This is a genomic window from Sphingobacterium sp. MYb382, from assembly GCF_037572665.1.
GTDB lineage: Bacteria > Bacteroidota > Bacteroidia > Sphingobacteriales > Sphingobacteriaceae > Sphingobacterium.
The window spans coordinates 309,310-330,783 of sequence record NZ_JBBGZT010000029.1; the positions used below are offsets into that span (position 1 = coordinate 309,310).

Consider the following 21,474-nt stretch of genomic DNA (forward strand, 5'->3'; position numbering starts at 1 on the left):
AGCAACTGGAATATATACTTACCTATACCAAGAAGGTCTTTGATTATTCAATCGGAAGCCTAAGCCAAGCATCAAGAAGTTGGGATCATGAAAATCCTTTAAGTTATAACCTATATGTAGGAAGCTACTTGGTGTAACACCAATTTTAAGAGCGAAAGTTTGATAGGTACCTTTAAAGTCTCCTCCGCCGTGGATTGCATTAGCACCAATACCGACACCAATAGAAAATAAAGGCATCACATATTCACCGCGTGCGGAAAAGCCCATAGCAAGCTGCCTACTCGCCGGTGGTTTAAAAAACTCCTGTTTTGACCCTATAATGTAGTCCTTCGTATATACATTGGCACTACCGTCATATAGACCATCGACGGAAAGACCCGCTCTAAATCGATAGCTAAAGTTATACATAGGTGCAAAATAAGCCCCCAATACAGGGTAAGTTACTGGTGAAGGAACAAGCTTATCAAAAAACTGAACACCTTTACTGCGCCAAGCACCGAAAAATACCATATCGTAACTAATATGCTGAGGAAAAGGAGGAACATCACGCAAGGATACTTTTTGTCCGATTACTTCAGGATTCAGGTGATATAGCAGCCCTAGCTTAGCGCCTACCATATTAAGGCCTGCATTTGGATATACCGTATTTCCATTTGAAAAATGGGTGACATCAGCGCCCAAGGTCATATCTAGGTGTGAGTTCATCTGCATACGCATCAAAAGTCCAATATTAATATAGGCATTCATCTTAGACCCCATCCCTACATTATAAGGATTCGTTTCAAAGCTATGTGCCTTCCATCCTGTCGAAAGCCCGAAATTCCACTCATAATCCAATGACAAACGATCACGTAGCTGTGCAATGCGCGCACCTTGAAAAAGATATAAAGCAAGTGGTGCCCCTAATTCTTGAGCATTACCAAAATCAAATTTAGCCAATCCAATCCCTTGGTACGTATCGGCGTAAATTTGACGCTCTACGGATCCTGCAGGTAAACGGAAAGAATATTTTAAATGACCTGAGAAAACATTATCGATAGGCTTTAGAGCCATATTATCGCCTTCATAGAAAGGTAAATTGGGAAGAACCCTGCTGTAACGGCCTTCCACAGTGAGCGAATGCACATAATGTGAAGAAGCCGACGATGACTGCTTTTCTTGTTCTTCTTCCTGCGTCTGAGCAACAAGCTGACAACTAATCATAAGAAACGGCAACAGCATAAACTTAGGAAAGCTCCATTGCTTCCTCCAGCACTTAATCATTAAAAATAGAATTAGGTTAACACTATTGATTTCACATCTTCGAAAAAAGACAAACAAACTTTTTTAACAACACCAGGGATTCAACCTATCAAATGAATAGCACAAAGTAAAAGAAGTTGTATTCACTCGATAATTACAAACCAAAATAGTAATCAATAGCTAGTTTCTTTCTAAAGATAGAAAAAAATGAAGATTTCAGCAATCATCTTTACTATTGTATATAAGATTATTAAAGACGACTGATGGTACACAAATTGTCTACCTATAATTTCCAATTGAAATATCCGTAAATGAAAACAAACTCTTTCTATATTTGCACCTAGTAAATGAAACCACAACAAAAAAACAGAGATTTTTCCATCGATACCTTACGCTGTATCGGTCTATTTTGTATAATCCTAGCCCATGTTGCACCACCAAACTGGCTTTTTCAAATTCGTAACTTCGATGTCCCCCTCATGGTGTTCATCTCAGGCTACTTGTACCGTGGAAAGCAGGATAACCTTTCAACTATTACCGAACAACTTGCCTACCTAGGAAAACGCTTTGTACGATTGGTTATCCCTGTATGGGCATTCCTTACATTCTTTTACCTTATACAGCTTTACTTCCCTTCGTTATTCACAATTAATTATACCCTATATCCTAGCATTATGCTTTCGAGCTACCTCTTGATGGATGGCTTTGGCTATGTGTGGATCATTAGAATTTTCCTACTCATGGCCCTTTTAGGACCGCTATGCATGAAATTTTTCAAAAAACCCATCAACCTACTCTATTACTATATAGGTTATGAGTTGTTTTATTACCTCCTTAAAAATAAAATCAATAGCCCGAGTACCAATTTATTCAACGAAATTGTAGGCTATACAGCAGGGTTCCTTGTATTCTTCATTCTAGGAAGTTTATACAATAAACTTTCCCGAGGACAGATAAAAGCTATTTTCGCAGTAAGCACCATCATTACTATCGGCGCTGCCCTCTACTTTATAGGTTACAAAAACGAACCTTTCAACATCGGTGATTATAAATATCCACCGCGTCTTTTCTATACGCAATATGCAATAGTTATCTGCTTTCTTCTTTTTTATGCTAAATCATACCTCGGTAATTTCCGTAGCAATTTGGTCGCTTTTATAGGTTCTTCCAGCATCTGGATCTACCTGTGGCATATTATGTTCCTATTCCTCATACCTAAAATACATTGGGGTCCACGCTTCATCCTTGTATTCAGCTTGGCGATGCTCATCAGCTATCTGCAGCAGCAGCTTGTTAATTTCCTTATCCGCATTAGCGGATGTTCTGAAGCATGGAGCAAGCAAATTCGAATTATTTTCTGTAGCTAGCTTTTTTCACCGAGCAAAACTTTCCTTTCACCGAAAACGTTCCTTAACTCGCCTAAACATACTGGTGCTGCCTTGTTATGCACGCTATATTTGTATCATACAAACGAAGCAAAACATTAAAAACTAAACATCATGAAAACAAAAACAACATTTACACTAGACAACAAAAACTTGACAAACGGATTTCAACGCATCTTCGACTGGATTCAAGAATCAAAGCTTTCGGTTACATCACCAAAGGGAAAAGAATACATTAAAATGCCATTTGTATTCGCATTGGTTATCGCAATTGTCTTTCCTTTCATCACCGTTGCTGCTGTTATCTTAAGCTTAAGCAACATCATTAAAATCAGTATTGAACGTGAAGTTCAAGTTAATGAGATCAAAGAACTAAGTGCACACATTGATTAATACAGACATAGCATGATACTTATTGCAGTACTCTTCCCTTGGTTATCATTCTTTTTAAGGGGAAGACTTTTACGAGGCATTATCTGTTTAATTCTACAGATCACACTTATCGGCTGGCTACCCGCAGCAATCTGGGCAGTAGCCTCCCTCATCGATACTCGAAACAAACGGCGCATACAGGACATGCGCCGTTAGTTTTACCTATTTCTTCCTAAATTATATAACACAAAATTTTAATTCTTGCCAGTTTTTCCATTACTTCGCAAGTATGGTGAGAAATATAATCTTAATTTTCTTGTGCCTTGGCAGCATGGCTCTTCATGCACAAGCACAACCTGCGGCCTATGCCCTTGCCGATGAATACAATTTATGGGGCAAAAGTGTAGGCGACGAAGCCCATGTATTTGCTGACATTGCCTATATCCGTGACAGCCCAACCCTAAATGGAAAAGTACTAGACTCCTTAACGGTGGGTACGCCTGTTACAATTCGTAGTGTAGGCTACAATGAAATGCTTATTAAGGATTTTTATGCACCTTGGCATAAAGTGGAGTATTCTGCTAATGGAAAGTTAAAACAAGGTTTTATTTGGTTAGGCTTAATCGCCTTAAAAGAAAACCGTGATAAAGATGGCCAGCTATGGCTCTACGGTTTCAACAAATATCCGAATCGTTCTAAAGATGAAGACTACCTTAAACTCTGCGAAATAAAAATTTTAAATACCGAAAACCAGTGTATTGGTAAGACAAGTTTTCTGGTTACCCTAAACGAACAGTCGTTCACGGATGCTAAAGTATTGGGAAATATGGGCTTGGAAGGATTAAAATCCATCTACCGTATTGCCTTTATCGGTGAAGCCTGTGCTGTACCTAGCGATTATTATTATTTAGGATGGACAGGTAGCGACTTTATCCGACTACCGGGCAAAAGTACGGTTAGTGATGCAGGTGTTAACTACTATGAAGAGAAGCTATTATTCCCCTCAGAACACCAGTTGGGTCCTAACCTAATCATCAGAGATGCTATCCAAGGAGAGGTTATCGATGAGAATGCCGAGGAGCTGAAATATAAAGAGACAAAAACACGTGAAAAATTTATCTGGGATGGGAAGGAAGCGAAACAGCTTCTTATCTTGAAATAACAGCTAAAAAATACACCTAAAAAAGGGAAGATAGAGATGCTTAATTCATAAGCTACTTTATCTTCCCTTTTCTATTTAAGAAAGCATACCTTTCCTTAATGCCATAATTGGCGCTTATCGTTTAATCATCGATACGCAAAAATTGCCCTTGGTGGTTAAACTCTACTTCCAAACCATTCGTTAGCTCAACTTCAATTTTTCGTTGGGACTTTTTAATCTCTTTAATCGAAGATTCTGGAAAATTAGTTTTTATATACTCCGCTATAGGTGTAGGTATAATTTTTTCAGGAACAGCCTTTGTCTTCATCTTTACCTTCTCCCAATCGCCACTAGAAGTAAACTCTACTTTACTACCGTCTTTCATATACACGGTATATTCTTTTTTAGCAAAATACTTTGAAAATAGAATAACACTACCGACATCGGCTTGTGAAAAATGATCTTTATAGAAACGAAGCGCCTTAGCAGGTAGCTGTTCAAATGGAATTGGAGTTCCAACATCATGGCGAGAAGCACTCGCTGGAGTAGCTGCAAAAAATAGTAATGCAACCGCTAGAAACATAGATAATCTACGCATAATTAAATTTTTATAAATATTACTACTATCAAAACATCCTAAAAGTTAAACTGTTTGATTTTTAAGGGATGACATTCGTCACTTATTTATCCAATCAAGTCATATATGCTATTTTAAAGACTTTGACCTACAACATAGGCGTATATCTATTTTTTGTTACGCTATAAATTTCTTCTCGCAAAATGCTTACACCCGACCAAAACTATAGCTATATGGCTACTATAATTGAAAAACTTTGGGTTTTCAACAAAAAGTGTTATATTTTGGTTATATAATTTATGCTGAAAACTAGGTAAGTAACATCCAAACCTTATCTTTGTCATAACTTTGTAAGCGAGAATAAATAGTTTATCGTGTAAACATTTAGGACTATTTTACGTTGTAACGTTATACGATAAACTTATTGAATAACATATAAAAAAACCCTGCTTTGAATAGATACGGACGAATAGCATTAAAAACAATCCTTTGGTTCATTGGCACCGTAATAATACTCTTTCTTTTAATCGTTTTTCTTATCCGTATACCTTCTGTTCAAAATTATGTTGTTGGCAAAGTAACTAATTACGTAGAGCATAAAATTGGCACGCCGGTATCCATCGGATATATAAATATTACCTTTCCCACGAAGATTCTTTTAGAAAATGTATATCTAGAGGACCAATCCCGCGATACCCTATTGGCAGGAGAGAAAATTGCCGTTGATATCAGCATGTTTAAATTGCTGCAAAATACCGTGCAAATTCAATCTGTAGATTTAGAGGGCATAACGGCAAAAATAAGCCGCAGCCTTCCAGATAGCAGTTTTAACTTTGATTACATAACAAAGGCGTTCACCTCAGAAAAGCCATCAACTTCAAAAAGTGATACCACAGCAGCCCTCATCTTTGACTTGGGCGACATCAGTTTAAAGCGTATACGCTTTGTGTATAATGATTCCGTTATCGGTATGAAAGCCGACGTTAACCTCAGAGACTTACAAACGAAAATCAAGAAGTTCGACCTCACGAAGAACATGGCTTTTGCCCTTCCTAAAGTCGTTATTGACGGATTGCAAGCTGATATTCAACAAAGTCCGACTGAAAAAAACCAAACGCCAGCCGACAGTATAACATCCAATACAGTAGCGGCGGCGGTAAACAGCTTACTGCCTGATATTGATATTCAAGATATCGATTTACGAGATATTAAGGTTCGCTACGCGGATGCAGGATCGGCATTAGACAGCAAGTTTGAGGTACAGTCGCTGCAAGCAAATCTACATAAGATAGACCTCAACAAGGAGCTCGTTCAGCTGGGCACCGTAGACCTTACGGGGGCTGATGCTTCCGTTATATTTGGCAAAACACAGAAAAAGGATGCGAAAGCCGAACAAGGACCTTCTCAGCCGGTCAACTGGGTGGTAGGCGCCGAAAAAGTACGCATTAAGCAGACGGCAGTACAGTTTAGAGATGACAACCAAGCCCGTATGAAAGGTTTTGACTACGGAAATATTGTTATCAGCAACCTTGCGACAAGCCTAGACGACCTATACTATTCGAGTGATTCCATCTCGGGGTCGTTAAAATCTTTAATAGCAAAAGATCGCTCTGGCTTTGAAATAAAAAAGCTTCAAGGAGACTTTGTATACACAAATACAGGGGCTGAAATCAAATATTTGGTCGCACAGACACCACATACGCTGATTCGTGATTATATTAAAATAACATATCCATCGCTAGATGCTATAGCGAAAAACCCAGGACTCATCAGCATTGATGCGAAGATTAAGAAGTCAACGATTGATATGCGTGACATTCTTCTTTTTGCGCCAGACCTTACGCAAATTGATGCCGTAAAACCACTGGCTACACGCAACTTCTTCATCGACGGAAATGTCAAAGGACGTGTCGACAACCTTCATATTCCTCACCTAGAGTTTAAAACACTTGATAGAACACACTTAATTGCTAGTGCTGTCCTTAAAGGGCTTCCGGATGTAGAGCGTATGAATATCGACCTGCAACTTAAAAAATTAACGACAGGAAGAGCTGATATTGAGCGACTAATCGACAAATCAATGCTTCCAGACAATTTCGCTTTACCCAATGCGATAAGCTTGGTCGGAAAATTCAAAGGAGGCATGAAGGGCTTTGATGCCGACTTAAACCTAGTGACAGAAAAAGGAAATGCAGCCATACGCGGGAACTTTGATATGGGTAGAGACACGACCTATGACGCCTATGTTTCCATCGACAACTTCAATATAGGGAGCCTACTTGGTCAAGATTCTGTACTCGGCCTACTATCTGTTGAGGCCAATGTATCTGGAAAAGGAATTAATCCAAAAACCATGGAAAGCCATGTCGACGGCAAGCTGAATATGCTGGAAGCCAATGGCTATACCTACAGAAATATAGATCTTAATATCCACGCGAATACCGGAGATATCATCGGTAGCTTGGTAAGCCCTGATCCGAACTTAAAACTACAACTCGACTTTGCGGCTGATATGCGCAACCAATATCCGAAAGTACGTGCCGAAGTTATGGTCGACAGTGTGAACCTGAAGAATCTGAAACTTATGGATGAAGAGGTGCGCTATCATGGAAAGATATTGGCTGATTTCGAAACCGCAGACCCGAACTTCTTAAATGGGGCTATCCATATTACCAATTCGTCTATCGCCTACAATAATGACCGTTTCACGCTAGATTCGGTATCCCTTATTGCACGTGCAGACACCAATAGGAACACGCTAATCTTGCGTTCAGAATTCCTAAAAGCTCACTTAGTAGGTCGTTACCGACTAACGGAGCTAGGGGCTTCTGTTCAAGATATTATTCATACCTACTACAACCCGAAAGGAACACCGCCGATACCGCAACAATATGCGGCTCAAAACTTCGAGTTTAGTGCGACGCTTAGCAATACACGCTTTATACGCGACTTCTTCCCTAAGCTTCAAACCATGCAGGATATCACCCTCGATGGTAGCTTTAATAGTAAGGAACAAAGTTTGATGGCCAAGCTAATCGCGCCGAAGCTCCTATACGACGGTATGCTTGTTGAAAATGTGGGCGTCGAGCTTGCTACCTACGACAGCACACTCTACTATGCGGCATTAATACAGAAGATAAAGGTTAATAACATAGAGCTGAACAATACGGTATTTAGCGGTAGCGTGTTTGAAAACAACCTAGACTTTGGTCTTTGGGTAAAAGATAAAGCCGATAAAGAACGCTACCACTTAGGTGCTAAGATGCGTGTAACGGAGAGTAACTACATCTTCAGTCTTAACGAAGACGGCTTGATGCTAAACTACGACAACTGGGAAATAGACCCTGAAAATCAGCTTAGTTTCGGTACTGAAGGTATTTATGCCAACCATTTCCGTTTAAGCAGCAAAGGGCAAGAACTGGCTATTCAGTCGAAAGACAGCATCAGCAACTCTCCTATCGACTTAAATTTCAACAACTTCCGAATTGAAACGTTCACTAAGATTCTGGACTCGGAGTCGTTGAACTTAGGTGGTGGTATCAATGGTACGGCGACGATATCACGCTTAGATGCGAATCCTGTATTTGTATCTGATTTAACCGTCGATCGTTTCTATTTTGGTAAAGACACCATCGGTAATATTCTAGTTAAAGTAGACAATATTAAAGAAAATACGTTCTCTACGGACATCCGTGTTACGGAGAATGGTAATGATATTCAACTTATCGGTGAATATGTTCAGCCTCCAGAAGGAAAAGGAAGCTTAAATGCTACTTTATCCTTGAAACCAATGAAGCTAACAACGGTACAAGCATTTAGCTTAGGATATCTTGAAGACTGTGAAGGGGACTTACGTGGTGAGTTAAAAATCAGCGGCAATTTTGATGCGCCGAAAATTAACGGTAATGTAACGTTCCAACAGGCGAAATTAAATATTGCTATGCTGAATGCAGACCTTAAGATGGATAACCAAACGATTCATTTTAATGACCAAGGTATTCAATTCAAACAATTCCAGATTAAGGATTTAAGAGGTAATACTGCTAAGGTAAACGGAACCATAAAAACGACAACCTATACAGATTTCGTATTCAACTTAAACTTAAGTACGGACGATTTTGCTGCTGTAAACTCAACTAGAGAGGATAACGACCTTTTCTATGGTAAACTATACATAACATCCAACTTACGTATCACCGGTAATCTAGACAAGCCGCGTATTGATGGTAATGTAAAAGCAAACAGCAAAACGGACTTTGTCTTTATCGTGCCTAATGATGACCCTGGCGTATCACAGCGTGATGGTGTTGTTAAGTTTGTCAATAGACGAGACACGGCACGCACGAATGTATTTGCTCGTTTGGACTCCATGACGACAGCTACACGATTGGTGGGCTACGACATTGCGCTGAACTTGAGCACTGACCGTGACGCTAAATTCAAAGTGGTCCTAGATGAAGGCACAAAAGATGCCTTACTCATCCAAGGGGTAGCCGAGTTGAATACCACCATCGATGCGAGCAACAAGATTACCATGTCGGGAACATTCACCGTGGAAAAAGGACAGTATACCTTCTCCTTTGGCCCTATTGCGAAAGACTTTACCTTCCGTAAGGGAAGTACTATCACCTGGAATGGCGATCCGCTGGATGCCAAGATGGATATTACCGCGCAGTATGCAAATAAGTTCTCTACACTCGAGTTAGTGCAATCACAAATAGGTTCCGAGAACCAAAATTTATATAAACAGCGTGTACCGTTCTTTGTCAAGTTATTACTGACAGGCGAACTTTTCAAACCAAATATCGCTTTTGATATTGAGCTGGATGAGAATAATGCGATTGCATCACAAGATGTAATCAGTAAGGTAAATATTGCGCTTTCCAACTTACGTGAGGATCCCGCAGAACTAAACAAACAGGTATTCTCGATGATTGCTTTAGGGCGTTTCATGTCGGCCAATCCATTTGAAAGTTTATCCGGTGGAGGCACCGAATCGCTTGTTCGTAACACCGTAAGTTCCCTATTAAGTAGCCAGCTAAACAACTTGGCCTCAGATTTAATCACGGGAGTAGAGCTAGATTTCAACCTACGCTCGGAAGAAGACTACCTAACAGGAGCCGCAGAAACAAGAACAGATTTAAACCTCGGGGTTTCAAAAATGCTGTTTGATGACCGTTTGAAAATTACGATAGGCTCTAACTTTGAAGTAGAAGGAAATACACGCCCAGGGGAGAAAGCTAATAACATCGCCGGAGATATTGCGCTAGAATATCAGCTTTCTAAAGATGGCCGTTATTTTGCACGTGTATACCGTAAAAATCAATACCAAGCGACACTACAAGGTCAGTTTGTGGAGACCGGAATTGGTTTCATTATTAATATGAGCTACGATAAATTCCGTGAGTTATTTATGAGCTCTAAAGCTATTGAGCAATATTATAATACGGAAAGTAAAGGGTTTAGAAGAAGGTTTGATACCGAACGGATGGATACCGACTCGGTATACCGTGATAGTGTACGCCTTGTTATTAGAGATAGTTTGATGCTCCATAACCCATCGTACCGTAAGCGTCAGCAACAAAAGGAACAAGATACGATCAAGCAACAACAACAAGAAAAGCAGCCGATAAAAGGAAAGGTTGACACGACTAGCAAAGCGATAAGAAATGAAGAGGATGAAAGGAACAACAATGAAAATTAGAAACACACATTACTTTCTAGGTATATTTGCCGCCCTTTCCCTTTATTCTTGTAAAGGAACGAAGCACCTAGCCGAAGGAGAAATTCTTTACGACAAGGGTACCGTAACCATCCATAAAGATAGTATTCCTGCGGATCGTAGAGCTGTTTTCGAAACTTACATGGCGACCTTATTAACACCGAAGCCAAACAAGAAGCTTTTCGGTCAACGCTTTAAACTAGGCATGTATTACGCCGGTGGTGGTGCCGATACGAGTAAGAATTTCTTCCGCAATTTCCTAAAAAAACGCGGTGAAGCCCCTGTCCTTCTGAGCAGCGTAAACCGCGAATACAACGAGACCATCTTACGTGGTAGAATGGAAAACCTAGGTTTCTTCAACTCCTATGTTACTTCTGATACTACGGTGAATGGAAAAATAGGTGAAGTACATTATCATGCTTTCCCCGGCGATATCTATCGTATTGCAAAGCTAGAATTTGAGATTGACTCCCTATCACAGCTCGGAAAAGATGTCGCAGAGACAAAAGACCAATCTCTCCTTAAGGTTGGTACAAACTACAATCTTGACGTTATCATCAATGAAAGAGAACGTATTGACAACGAATTAAAAAATAGAGGTTATTATTATTTCTCGCCCGACAATTTACTCGTTGAGGTGGATAGCGCTATAGGCAACCATAAAGTAGATATGTTTGTAACCCTGAAGCCTGAAACTTCAGATAAGGCCAAGCATCCGCAGCGTATTGGTAATATCTTCATCTATCCGAACTACAAAGTGAATGCCGATGGTTATTCCACAGCAAATACAAAGAGGCTAACCCCTTTTCGCGATCAGCTTTATATCATCGATAGAGAAAACACCTATAGAAAAAAGGTGCTAGCGAACCATATATTCTTCAAGGATGGTGATACCTACAACCGTACAAACCACAACTTGACGATTAGTCATTTGGTGAATTTGAATGCTTTTAAATTTGTCAAAAACACCTTTATTGATAGTCCTGATTCGGCCAATACCATGGACGTCTATTACTACCTGACGCCTATGCCGAAGCGTTCGTTACGCTTTGAGGTACTCGCAAAAACGGCCTCTATCTATAATGGAACAGAAGCCAACGTCAACTGGACCGTTAGGAATGCTTTTAAAGGATTTGAGACCTTAAACCTTACTGTTTTTGGTGGATATGAAACACAAACTGGAGGTAATGTAAACCTTAATTCAAGCTATTTACGCTATGGAGCAGAGGTAAGCATCACTTGGCCACGTCTATTATCTTTGTACAAATGGGCCCCTTCGCGTCGTTTTATTCCAAAAACATATACCAAAGTGGGCTACGAGTTTTTAAATCGTAGAAACGCCTATACCTTGAATTCATTAACCATGAATTATGGGTATAACTGGAAGGAACATGAGAGTAAGCAACACGATTTAGCAGTATTAGAGATTATCTACGTGCAGCCACGTAACATTTCGGAAAGCTACCGTGCGCAAATGGATACGGTGCCTACCTTACGACATATCGTTGATCCACAGTTTTCTTTTGGACCTAATTATACGTACACCTTTACCAATACGATGGAAAATCGTAAACATACCTTCTACGCAAAAACAGGTATTAATACCTCCGGAAACGTGTTGGGACTTATCCAGGGAGCTAACTTCAAAACAGGAAATACAAAAACGCTTTTTGGAACGGTGTACTCACAATTCGTGAAGGTAGAAGCAGACTTCAGACATTATATGAAGCTTACAGCGAATTCCACATTGGCATCACGCGTGATGATAGGAACGAGTTATTCTTATGGCAACTCCTCATCGCTACCCTACTTAAAACAATATTACTCGGGTGGACCAAACGGGCTACGTGCTTTCCGCGCCCGCTCTGTAGGACCGGGAAGCTCTATGCCGGAGAACATCGGAAAAGAGAATTTCTTCGCCGATCAAACGGGTGATTTTAAACTAGAGCTGAACACAGAATACCGGGCAAAAATAGCAGGCATGGTACACTGGGCAGCATTTATTGATGCGGGTAACGTGTGGCTACAACGTGATGACAAAGAGAAAGTAGGCGGCAAGTTAAGCTCGAGCTTTATCCGTGAACTCGCTGTCGGAGCAGGGGCAGGTTTACGCTTAGACTTAGACTTTCTAATTATCCGTACCGATTTTGCGATTCCTGTACGTCTACCCTACCTTCCTTCGGGAGAACGTTGGGTATTTAAGGATATTGATTTTGGAAGCTCTACATGGCGTCGTAACAACCTCGTTTTCAACTTAGCTATTGGCTATCCTTTTTAAGGAATTATCCTAAAATATAGCGCTTTTCGGTCGTTTGTTCGTTTTCAAATCACTATATTTATAATGGTAATTTTACCACATAAAACGACGCGAAATGAAAATAACAGTTATTGGAGCGGGAGCTGTGGGAGCAACCACAGCTGACAATCTCGTAAGAAAAAACATTGCCGAGGAAATCGTCCTTCTCGACATCAAAGAAGGTGTTGCAGAAGGAAAAGCTCAAGATATGATGCAAACAGCAGCATTGCTTGGCTTTGATGCTAAAGTCACAGGAGTAACCAACGACTACAGCCGCACCGCAGGCTCTGCAGTGGCAGTAATCACTTCGGGCATTCCGCGCAAGCCAGGAATGACTAGAGAAGAACTCATTGGTACAAATGCAGGCATTGTAAAATCTGTCGTAGAAAACTTACTAAAACACTCCCCTGAGGTTATCATACTCATTGTCTCCAATCCGATGGATACGATGACTTACCTAGCGCTAAAATCAAGCGGTCTGCCTAAAAACAGAATTATCGGAATGGGAGGCGCTTTAGATTCAGCACGTTTTAAATACCAAATTTCAACGAAACTTAATGCTTCCGCCAACGACCTAAATGCGGTAGTTATTGGAGGTCACGGTGATACCACCATGATTCCGTTAATACAACATGCCACGTGGAACAGTGTTCCGGTGCGCGACTTCCTTACAGAAGAAGAGCAACAGGAGATTGTACAAAAAACAATGGTGGGCGGTGCGACCCTTACGGCACTAATTGGCACTTCGGCATGGTATGCTCCTGGTGCTGCTGCTGCAGCGATGGTGGAAAGTATCGTACGCGACCAAAACCGATTGTTTACAGCCTCTGTTTATCTAGAAGGTGAGTATGGTCAAAGCGACATCAACATTGGTGTTCCCGTAATTATCAACCGTAATGGCTGGGACCGTATCGTTCCATTGCAACTATCAGAAAAAGAACAAGCCTTGTTTAGTGCTTCCGCAGATGCTGTACGCACGATGAATAACGTTTTAAAAGAACAAGGTATTCTATAAGAAATGCTTTAAATATTAATAAATGAATCCCGAGTGGTTATACCTTCGGGATTTTTTTATGTAGTATACAAAACGATAAACACGATTTCTTCCTTCATCCATACGTTGAAAAATAGTGGAACATCTATTAAATACCTATATTTAAACCATGCAAAAAATTCCTTTAGAGATTCTCAATTTACAAGGCGATGGTTACCATATTTTAGTCGAAGCAACCCTATTCGACCAGTCATTCAAAATGGTCGTTGATACGGGGGCCTCCAAAACGGTACTAGACAAAACCATGCTACAGAAGGTAGGTATCTATGATGAGCACCTACAGAATACGGATATTATGTCGACCGGATTAGGCACCAACACGATGGAGAGCTACCAGTTTACTATCCCAGAATTAAGCCTAGAAGATTGGAAAGTAAAGAACTTTCCTGCTGCTGTACTAGACCTGACGGCAATTAATTATGCCTACGAACAGATGGAATTAACACCTGTTATTGGGATTATAGGTGGTGATATATTACGTCACTACGCAGCAAAAATAGACTATAAGAGTTTAACGCTAAGCCTACAGAAACGTCCTTTAAAATTTAAATAAAGGTCGATGAATATGTACACGCAAATAAACATAAAAGGATAAAGCAATCAGTACACCAGCGATTCCCATACCATATAAAGTAGGTTTCAACCCCGCATTTTCAGCTATAGCTCCAACCAAAAGTGTACCTATTGGGGCTATACCTTGAAAAGCCATTACATAATAAGATATCACACGCGCACGATACTGCGACATGGCATGCGTCTGAATATAGGTGTTGATGGATGAATTTTGCATCATCATCGCTGCTGAAACTAATCCTGTAAAGAACAATGCCGAAGGCAAGAAGTGAGCATAAGCCAATAAAAACAGAGAAATACCCATCAAAAAGGCGGCAAACATCACGCGATAGCGTAAGTTCTGACCCGACTTAATACGTGCCATATTGATGGCCCCAATCATAGCCCCGAAACCTGCAGCACTCTCAAACCATGAAAAGGTAGCCTCATTCCCTTTAAAAAGCTCCTTTGCAATAGCTGGCAGCAATGCCGTATATGGGATAACGAGTAGACTGGAAAAGGTTAATAGAATAATTAAAGACGATAGATGTGGTGAGCGTTTGAGGTAATTGAAGCCGCCAACTAGGCCTCTCCATGTACTCTCCTTTATCCTTTGGGGAACATTCTCCACGATATTCATCCGATGAAGACAAATTAAGACAGGAATAAAGCTGATGAAATTCAGAAGAAAACAGACAAACTCCCCATAACTAGTCAGCAAAATACCTCCTATTGCAGGGCCTAACATTCGGGCAGCATTGAACACGGAAGAGTTCAAGGCGATAGCATTGGGTAAATCGCGACGATTATCGACCAAATAAACGAGTAAAGATTGGCGCGCTAACACATCGAAAGCATTAATTACGCCTTGAATGAAGCCTAAAATAGACAGAATAAGAACCGTCTCGGCCTTCAACCCTACAACCAAAGAGAGCACACCAGCCTGTATCATCAGCCCTACTTGGGTGATGTAAACAATCTTATATTTCTTATGCTTATCAATGAAGGTACCTATAAAAGGCGAGAGAATTAACGATGGTAAGAGCGATATAAACTGAACAAAACCAAGCCAGAATACGGACCCCGTGAGTTCATACACCAACCAACTAATAGCAACACGTTGCATCCAGGTACCCAAAAGAGAAATCGCTTGTCCAATAATATGGAGGCGATAATTTGGATAGGCCAGCGATCTAAATATATCCATTGACTATGGGATAAGGTTTTAAAGCAAACTTATACAGGATTTGTGAATAATATAGCTATTTTTGTACCATAAATAACAAAGCGGTTTTTAAAATCATTTAAATTACTATAAATCAACAATCAAAATGAAATTTTTTATTGATACAGCAAACTTAGCTCAAATCAAAGAAGCACAAGATTTAGGCGTGTTGGATGGGGTAACAACAAACCCTAGTTTAATGGCTAAAGAAGGCATCAGCGGTCAAGAAAACGTGTTGGCTCACTACCAAGCAATATGCGAAATTGTTGATGGTGATGTAAGTGCTGAAGTAATCGCTACAGACTATGATAACATCATCAAAGAAGGGGAAGCATTAGCTGCATTAAACCCTAAGATTGTTGTAAAAGTACCGATGATTAAAGACGGCGTGAAGGCTATCCGTTACTTCAGCAACAAAGGCATCAAAACAAACTGTACACTTGTATTTTCTGCTGGTCAAGCTCTTTTAGCAGCTAAAGCTGGTGCTACGTATGTATCTCCATTCATTGGTCGTTTGGATGATATCTCTGTAGATGGAATGGGCTTAATTGAAGAAATCCGTTTGATTTATGATAACTACGGCTTCCCTACACAAATTTTAGCGGCATCAGTACGCCACAGTGCTCACCTTTTAGGTTGTGCGAAAATTGGTGCAGACGTGATGACTGGTCCTTTATCTGTAATCACAGCGTTATTAAAACACCCTTTAACTGATAGCGGTTTAGCACAATTCTTAGCTGACCACGCTAAAGCTTCAGGCCAATAAGAATATAAAATATTAACGATAGAAGCCTGTTTGGATTAATCCAGACAGGCTTTTTTTATGTCAATGCATAGCCTAATTGATGTAGAAAACCAAAGTATAAACCTAAAATAATCCTATAGCTGTAGGCTGAACTATGCTCCTTTGAGCCGATATAAGGCCTATGATAGATGTATTCATGAGCTCCTAAAAGTAATTATAGCGCGCTCCTCCTACCTGTATAAGTTGCGATGTCCCTAGACCTTGCACATAAGTAAAAAAGTCTATAACAGGAGCAAAAGGTGACTAGAAATAGCACATAAAATCTACTTCGCAGACGGAATTTTGGCCACTAACATTCCGAAATCAATCCAAGAAAAGACATCCAAAAGCTCCAAATCCGAGTAGTAACTACCCTACAAATCACGCTATTTTGCATCATTTATCAGACAGCAAATAGATGATATTGCCCCTTTTCCTATGGTCAACTCACAAACCAAACAGTCCAAAAAAGCGAAGAATTGCCCTTGATTTTTCGGATTTAAGCAAGCTTAAAAGCTGTAACAAGAGCAAAAGGCGACAAGAAATAGCACATAAAATCTACTTCGCAGACGGAATTTTGGCCACTAACATTCCGAAATCAACCCAAGAAAAGTCATCCAAAAGCTCCAAATCGGAGTAGTAACTCTCCTACAAATCACGCTGTTTTGCATCATTTATCAGACATCAAATAGATGATATTGCCCCTTTTACGGAGGTCAACTTACAACCAAAACAGTCCAAAAAAGCGAAGAATTGCCCTTGATTTTACGGATTTAAGCAAGCTTAAAAAGCTGTAACAGGAGTAAAAGGCGACTAGAAATAGCACATAAAATCTACTTCGAAGACGGAATTTTGGCGATAAATATTCCGAAATCAATCCAAGAAAAGACATCCAAAAGCTCCAAATTCGAGTAGTAACCACAGCACGAATCACGCTATTTTGCATCATTTATTGGATACCAAATAGAGGATATCCTTCCTTTTCATGTGGTCAACTCACCAGCGAAACAATCCAAAAAAGCGAAAAATTGCCCTTGATTTTACGGATTTAAGCAAGCTTAAAAAGCTGTAACAGGAGCAAAAGACGACTAGAAATAGCACATAAAATTCACTTAGTCGAGGGGATTTTGGCGATAAATATTCCGAAATCAATCCAAGAAAAGACATCCAAAAGCTCCAAATCCGAGTAGTAACCACAGCACGAATCACGCTATTTTGCATCATTTATTGGATACCAAATAGAGGATATCCTTCCTTTTCATGTGGTCAACTCACCAGCGAAACAATCCAAAAAAGCGAAAAATTGCCCTTGATTTTACGGATTTAAGCAAGCTTAAAAAGCTGTAACAGGAGCAAAAGACGACTAGAAATAGCACATAAAATCTACTTCGCAGATGGAATTTTGGCTATAAATATTCCGAAATCAATCCAAGAAAAGACATCCAAAAGCTACAAATCCGAGTGTAACCACAGCACGAATCACGCTATTTCGCATCATTTATTGGATACCAAATAGAGGATATCCCTCCTTTTCCAGTGGTCAAATCACAAACCAAACAGTCCAAAAAAGCGAAGAATAGACCTTGATTTCATGGAATGAAGCAAGCTCAAAATTCTATAACAAGAGCAAAAGATGCCTAAAAAAACTCCAGAAAGCACACTTCTATAAGTAAATCTCATCTACATATATTCCAAAATTCAGGGATAATATCGGGCATATTTCAATACAATTTTCAGTAGCATCGCCGTGCTCGAAGGTCCAATATCATGGACAGCTCGAAGGCTAATCCAAGGATGATGACAAGTAATACATTTCTCATAGAGGGGCAATTTAGCCCCCTATCAAAGGGTAGATAATTTGAGTAAATTTCACATCTGCTTAGGTGTGGCGTGCATCCATAACAAGAGGAAAACAACAGCGTCTAAAAGCCGTACACCCTCCTTTCTCGAACGTTTTTTTTTACCCCAAATATTCCGTAATTTTACACATAAGATGATGGATAAAGAATTAGAAAAACAACAGGATTTCATGCGACTATTAAAACAAAATGGTCTAAAAGTAACTCCGCATAGACTGCGTGTTCTTGATGAAATCATGCATAAAGATGCAGCTATATCACAGCCTGATCTCGAAAAACTACTTGGTAAAGATATTGATCGCGTAACCTTATACCGCATATTAGCGAGCTTCGAAGAAAAGGGAATTGTACATAAAGTTTTCGATTTACATGGTACGGCGACTTACGCATCCTGCTCCGACGCTTGCTCTGGAGATCATCATCATGACCAACACGTACACTTCATGTGTTCCTCGTGCAACTCGGTTTATTGCTTGGAAGAAATCACCCTTCCTAAAATTCCGCTACCAGCAAACTTCACGATGGAATCACTTGCCATCAATGCTGTAGGACGCTGCGCTGATTGCTCAAAAAAAGAAGCATAAGACATAATAAACCGGTCAGCTAGCGGAAAATTAAGCTAGCTGACCAAACCATTCCTAAAGCCTAAACGCCCTCCCCAACCAAGGCTAAAAACAAAATAACATAAACAAAATTACTTTTAGCAAATACACCATAAACAGCTGTAATTAAAAATATTAATCAAACTAATATATATTAAAAATTAATTCAATATATTTTAGCAAAAATATTTAAAACACCTCGTTTCTCAATAAACCTTCCCCAATCACTCAGAATCAAAACAATAGAATCAGCGAGTTTTAGCAAAAACTAAACTAAAAACATACAAATCAACAAGTTAAAAAAGCTAAACTAAACAAAAGAAACACAAAAACCTTCACAACAGCATCGGAAGAGAACAAATAGCATTACATAAGATTCCTTTCGCTATTTTTTTGTAACTTAGAAAATAGGAAATCGCCATACCAGCCGAGCTGCGGGTTACTGAAGTACACAACTTCAAAACATAACACATTGCCCCTACCCCACCGACTGACAAAAGGCGTCTCCCCAAACAAAAGAGAGACAAATGAAACAAAGAAAAGAAAACCCGTACAAAGAAGTCTTAACACAACTCATTGTCGATATTTTTGAAAAAAACAATAACACTGCCCTCAACTATAAACAAGTCGCATCGAAGCTTAACATAGTAGATACAGACTCCAAAGTTGCGATTGCAGACATCATTTCCGACGCCAGCAAATCCAGCAAGTTCTTGCAAACAGAAAGAGGCAAGTTCAAGCTTCGCCAACTTCAAGTATACGTTACCGGAAAGGTAGATATGACGGCCGACGGGTCTGCGTACATCGTACCGCAAGACGAGCTCGAAAACGACATCTATGTTGCCCCAAGAAAACTAAGACAAGCCCTCCATAATGACATCGTCAAAGTACACGTTTACGAACGTGGCCGTGGCAGAAAAAGAGAAGGTGAAGTCATCGAAATAATACAGCGTGCGAAGACCGATTTCACCGGCACCATTAGCATCAGCGACGCTTATGCGTTCTTCATTCCTGACGACAGAAAAATGCTTCACGACATCTTCGTTCCCTTGGATAGTCTCAACGGAGCAAAGGCTGGAGAGAAGGTAGTCGTCTCTATTGTGGAGTGGCCAAAAAGTGCTAAGAATCCAATCGGCCGTGTGAAAGAAGTTTTAGGAAAAAAAGGAGAAAACAATACGGAGATGAATGCCATCCTTGCCGACTATGGTTTTCCGTTATCTTTCCCTAAAGCAGTAGAGGCAGAAGCGAACGAAATTCCAGTGACGATCTCCGCGGAGGAGATTGCTAAACGTCGCGACTTCCGAGACACACTAACTTTCACCATCGACCCTTTTGACGCTAAAGATTTTGATGACGCGATATCGTTCAAAAAACTAGACAATGGGAATTACGAAATCGGCGTACACATCGCCGACGTGTCACACTACGTCATCCCGAATACCGAACTTGACAAAGAAGCGTTCGAGCGCGGCACTTCGGTCTACTTGGTAGACCGCGTTATACCGATGCTTCCCGAGCGCCTATCAAATGGCGTATGCTCCCTTCGTCCCAATGAAGAGAAGTTATGCTTCTCGGCAGTTTTCGAAATGGACGACAAAGCAACCATCCATGACCAGTGGTTTGGACGCACGGTGATCAACTCCGACAGAAGGTTCACTTACGAAGAGGCTCAAGAGGTCATCTAAAATAAAGAAGGCGACCACGCGGAGGAAATTTTAAAACTCAACGAACTTGCCTACATCTTGCGCGAGCGCAAATTTAAAAATGGCGCCATCAGCTTTGAAAGTGAAGAAGTGAAATTCCACTTAGACGAAAATGGGAAGCCACTCGGCGTATACACCAAAGTGAGGAAAGATGCGCACAAGCTTATTGAAGACTTCATGCTCCTCGCCAACCGCAAGGTTGCTGAGTTTATCGGCAAGCAAGGTAAAGGAAAAAACAAATTGACTTTTGTGTACCGCTTTCACGACACCCCAAATCCGGAGACCTTAACGACCTTTTCACAGTTCGCTTCTCGCTTCGGGCACAAGCTTTCGATTAAGACCGACAAAGAAGCCGCCAGATCAATCAATAGTTTAATGATGAAGATTGAGGGTAGCAAGGAGCAAAACTTGCTTACATCGCTTGCTGTGCGCTCTATGGCGAAAGCTATTTACACAACAAAGAGCACGAGTCATTACGGACTAGCTTTCGATTATTATACACACTTCACTTCGCCTATCCGTCGTTACCCCGATGTGATGGTACACCGCCTGTTACAATTTTATCTTGACGGCGGCACGAAGATTAATGCGGAGCATTACGAAAAGATGTCGGAGCATGCTTCACAGATGGAGAAGAAAGCCGCAGAAGCGGAACGCGCATCCATCAAATACAAACAAGCAGAATTCCTACAAGACCAAATCGGTGTTGAATACACAGGTTTAGTATCAGGCGTTACAGAATGGGGTATGTATGTGGAGATCGAGGAGAACAAATGCGAAGGCATGGTTAGGCTCCGCGACATCAACGACGACTTCTACACACTCGATGAGAAAAACTACGCCATCATTGGTCAGCGTAAGAAGAAAAAATATCAGCTGGGCGACCAAGTGCAGATTAAGGTGAAAAAAGTAGACCTTGAAAAAAGACAAATCGACTTTACCCTACTCAGCTAATACAAA

General features: G+C 40.4%; 13 protein-coding genes and 1 pseudogene. 11 read left to right on the forward strand and 3 right to left on the reverse strand.

Going from position 1 to position 21,474, the window contains the following annotated elements:
* Nucleotides 1–18 precede the first annotated feature (18 nt).
* Complete coding sequence (locus tag WH223_RS19040; protein WP_340049457.1) at nt 19–1,263, reverse strand: acyloxyacyl hydrolase; 1,245 nt, start codon at nt 1,261–1,263, stop codon at nt 19–21.
* Between the two features lie 326 nt (nt 1,264–1,589).
* Here WH223_RS19040 and WH223_RS19045 point away from each other — a divergent pair, with 326 nt between their 5' ends.
* The 4 genes from WH223_RS19045 to WH223_RS19060 all read left to right on the forward strand — a co-directional run bounded on the left by WH223_RS19045 (nt 1,590) and on the right by WH223_RS19060 (nt 4,161).
* Nucleotides 1,590–2,609: an acyltransferase gene (locus WH223_RS19045; RefSeq protein WP_340049458.1), complete on the forward strand. Its 1,020-nt coding sequence runs from the start codon at nt 1,590–1,592 to the stop codon at nt 2,607–2,609.
* Nucleotides 2,610–2,741: 132 nt separating this feature from the next.
* Nucleotides 2,742–3,020 carry a hypothetical protein gene (locus WH223_RS19050; RefSeq protein ID WP_340049459.1) on the forward strand — a complete coding sequence of 93 codons (279 nt, stop codon included), beginning with the start codon at nt 2,742–2,744 and terminating at the stop codon, nt 3,018–3,020.
* Nucleotides 3,021–3,032: 12 nt separating this feature from the next.
* Complete coding sequence (locus WH223_RS19055; RefSeq protein WP_340049460.1) at nt 3,033–3,215, forward strand: YqaE/Pmp3 family membrane protein; 183 nt, start codon at nt 3,033–3,035, stop codon at nt 3,213–3,215.
* Nucleotides 3,216–3,288: 73 nt separating this feature from the next.
* On the forward strand, nt 3,289–4,161 hold the full coding sequence (locus WH223_RS19060; protein ID WP_340049461.1) for a hypothetical protein: 873 nt from the start codon (nt 3,289–3,291) through the stop codon (nt 4,159–4,161).
* Nucleotides 4,162–4,282: 121 nt separating this feature from the next.
* Here the strand turns inward: WH223_RS19060 and WH223_RS19065 are convergent, their stop codons facing one another.
* Nucleotides 4,283–4,738 (reverse strand): PepSY-like domain-containing protein, encoded by a 456-nt coding sequence (locus tag WH223_RS19065; protein ID WP_340049462.1) that lies wholly within the window; start codon nt 4,736–4,738, stop codon nt 4,283–4,285.
* A gap of 430 nt (nt 4,739–5,168) precedes the next feature.
* Between WH223_RS19065 and WH223_RS19070 the strand changes: the two genes are divergently transcribed.
* From WH223_RS19070 to WH223_RS19085, 4 genes are all read left to right on the forward strand, one after another.
* On the forward strand, nt 5,169–10,421 hold the full coding sequence (locus WH223_RS19070; RefSeq protein ID WP_340049464.1) for a translocation/assembly module TamB domain-containing protein: 5,253 nt from the start codon (nt 5,169–5,171) through the stop codon (nt 10,419–10,421).
* Nucleotides 10,411–12,717 carry a translocation and assembly module lipoprotein TamL gene (tamL, locus tag WH223_RS19075; protein ID WP_340049465.1) on the forward strand — a complete coding sequence of 769 codons (2,307 nt, stop codon included), beginning with the start codon at nt 10,411–10,413 and terminating at the stop codon, nt 12,715–12,717. The genes WH223_RS19070 and tamL overlap by 11 nt, the downstream gene beginning before the upstream one ends.
* Nucleotides 12,718–12,811: 94 nt before the next feature.
* Nucleotides 12,812–13,750, forward strand: a complete 939-nt coding sequence (mdh, locus tag WH223_RS19080; protein WP_340049466.1) for a malate dehydrogenase — start codon at nt 12,812–12,814, stop codon at nt 13,748–13,750.
* 148 nt (nt 13,751–13,898) lie between these two features.
* Entirely contained in the window at nt 13,899–14,342 is a 444-nt protein-coding gene (locus WH223_RS19085; RefSeq protein WP_340049467.1) for a retropepsin-like aspartic protease family protein, read from the forward strand.
* Here the strand turns inward: WH223_RS19085 and WH223_RS19090 are convergent.
* Nucleotides 14,328–15,548 (reverse strand): MFS transporter, encoded by a 1,221-nt coding sequence (locus WH223_RS19090; RefSeq protein ID WP_340049468.1) that lies wholly within the window; start codon nt 15,546–15,548, stop codon nt 14,328–14,330. The genes WH223_RS19085 and WH223_RS19090 overlap by 15 nt on opposite strands.
* Nucleotides 15,549–15,672: 124 nt before the next feature.
* Between WH223_RS19090 and fsa the strand changes: the two genes are divergently transcribed.
* The 3 genes and pseudogenes from fsa to rnr all read left to right on the forward strand — a co-directional run bounded on the left by fsa (nt 15,673) and on the right by rnr (nt 21,468).
* Nucleotides 15,673–16,332 (forward strand): fructose-6-phosphate aldolase, encoded by a 660-nt coding sequence (fsa, locus tag WH223_RS19095; protein ID WP_340049469.1) that lies wholly within the window; start codon nt 15,673–15,675, stop codon nt 16,330–16,332.
* Nucleotides 16,333–18,343: 2,011 nt separating this feature from the next.
* A complete protein-coding gene (locus tag WH223_RS19100) occupies nt 18,344–18,793 on the forward strand; it encodes a Fur family transcriptional regulator (RefSeq protein WP_340049470.1) in 450 nt (149 codons plus the stop codon).
* Between the two features lie 545 nt (nt 18,794–19,338).
* Nucleotides 19,339–21,468 (forward strand): annotated as a pseudogene (gene rnr / locus WH223_RS19105) (ribonuclease R).
* Nucleotides 21,469–21,474 lie beyond the last annotated feature (6 nt).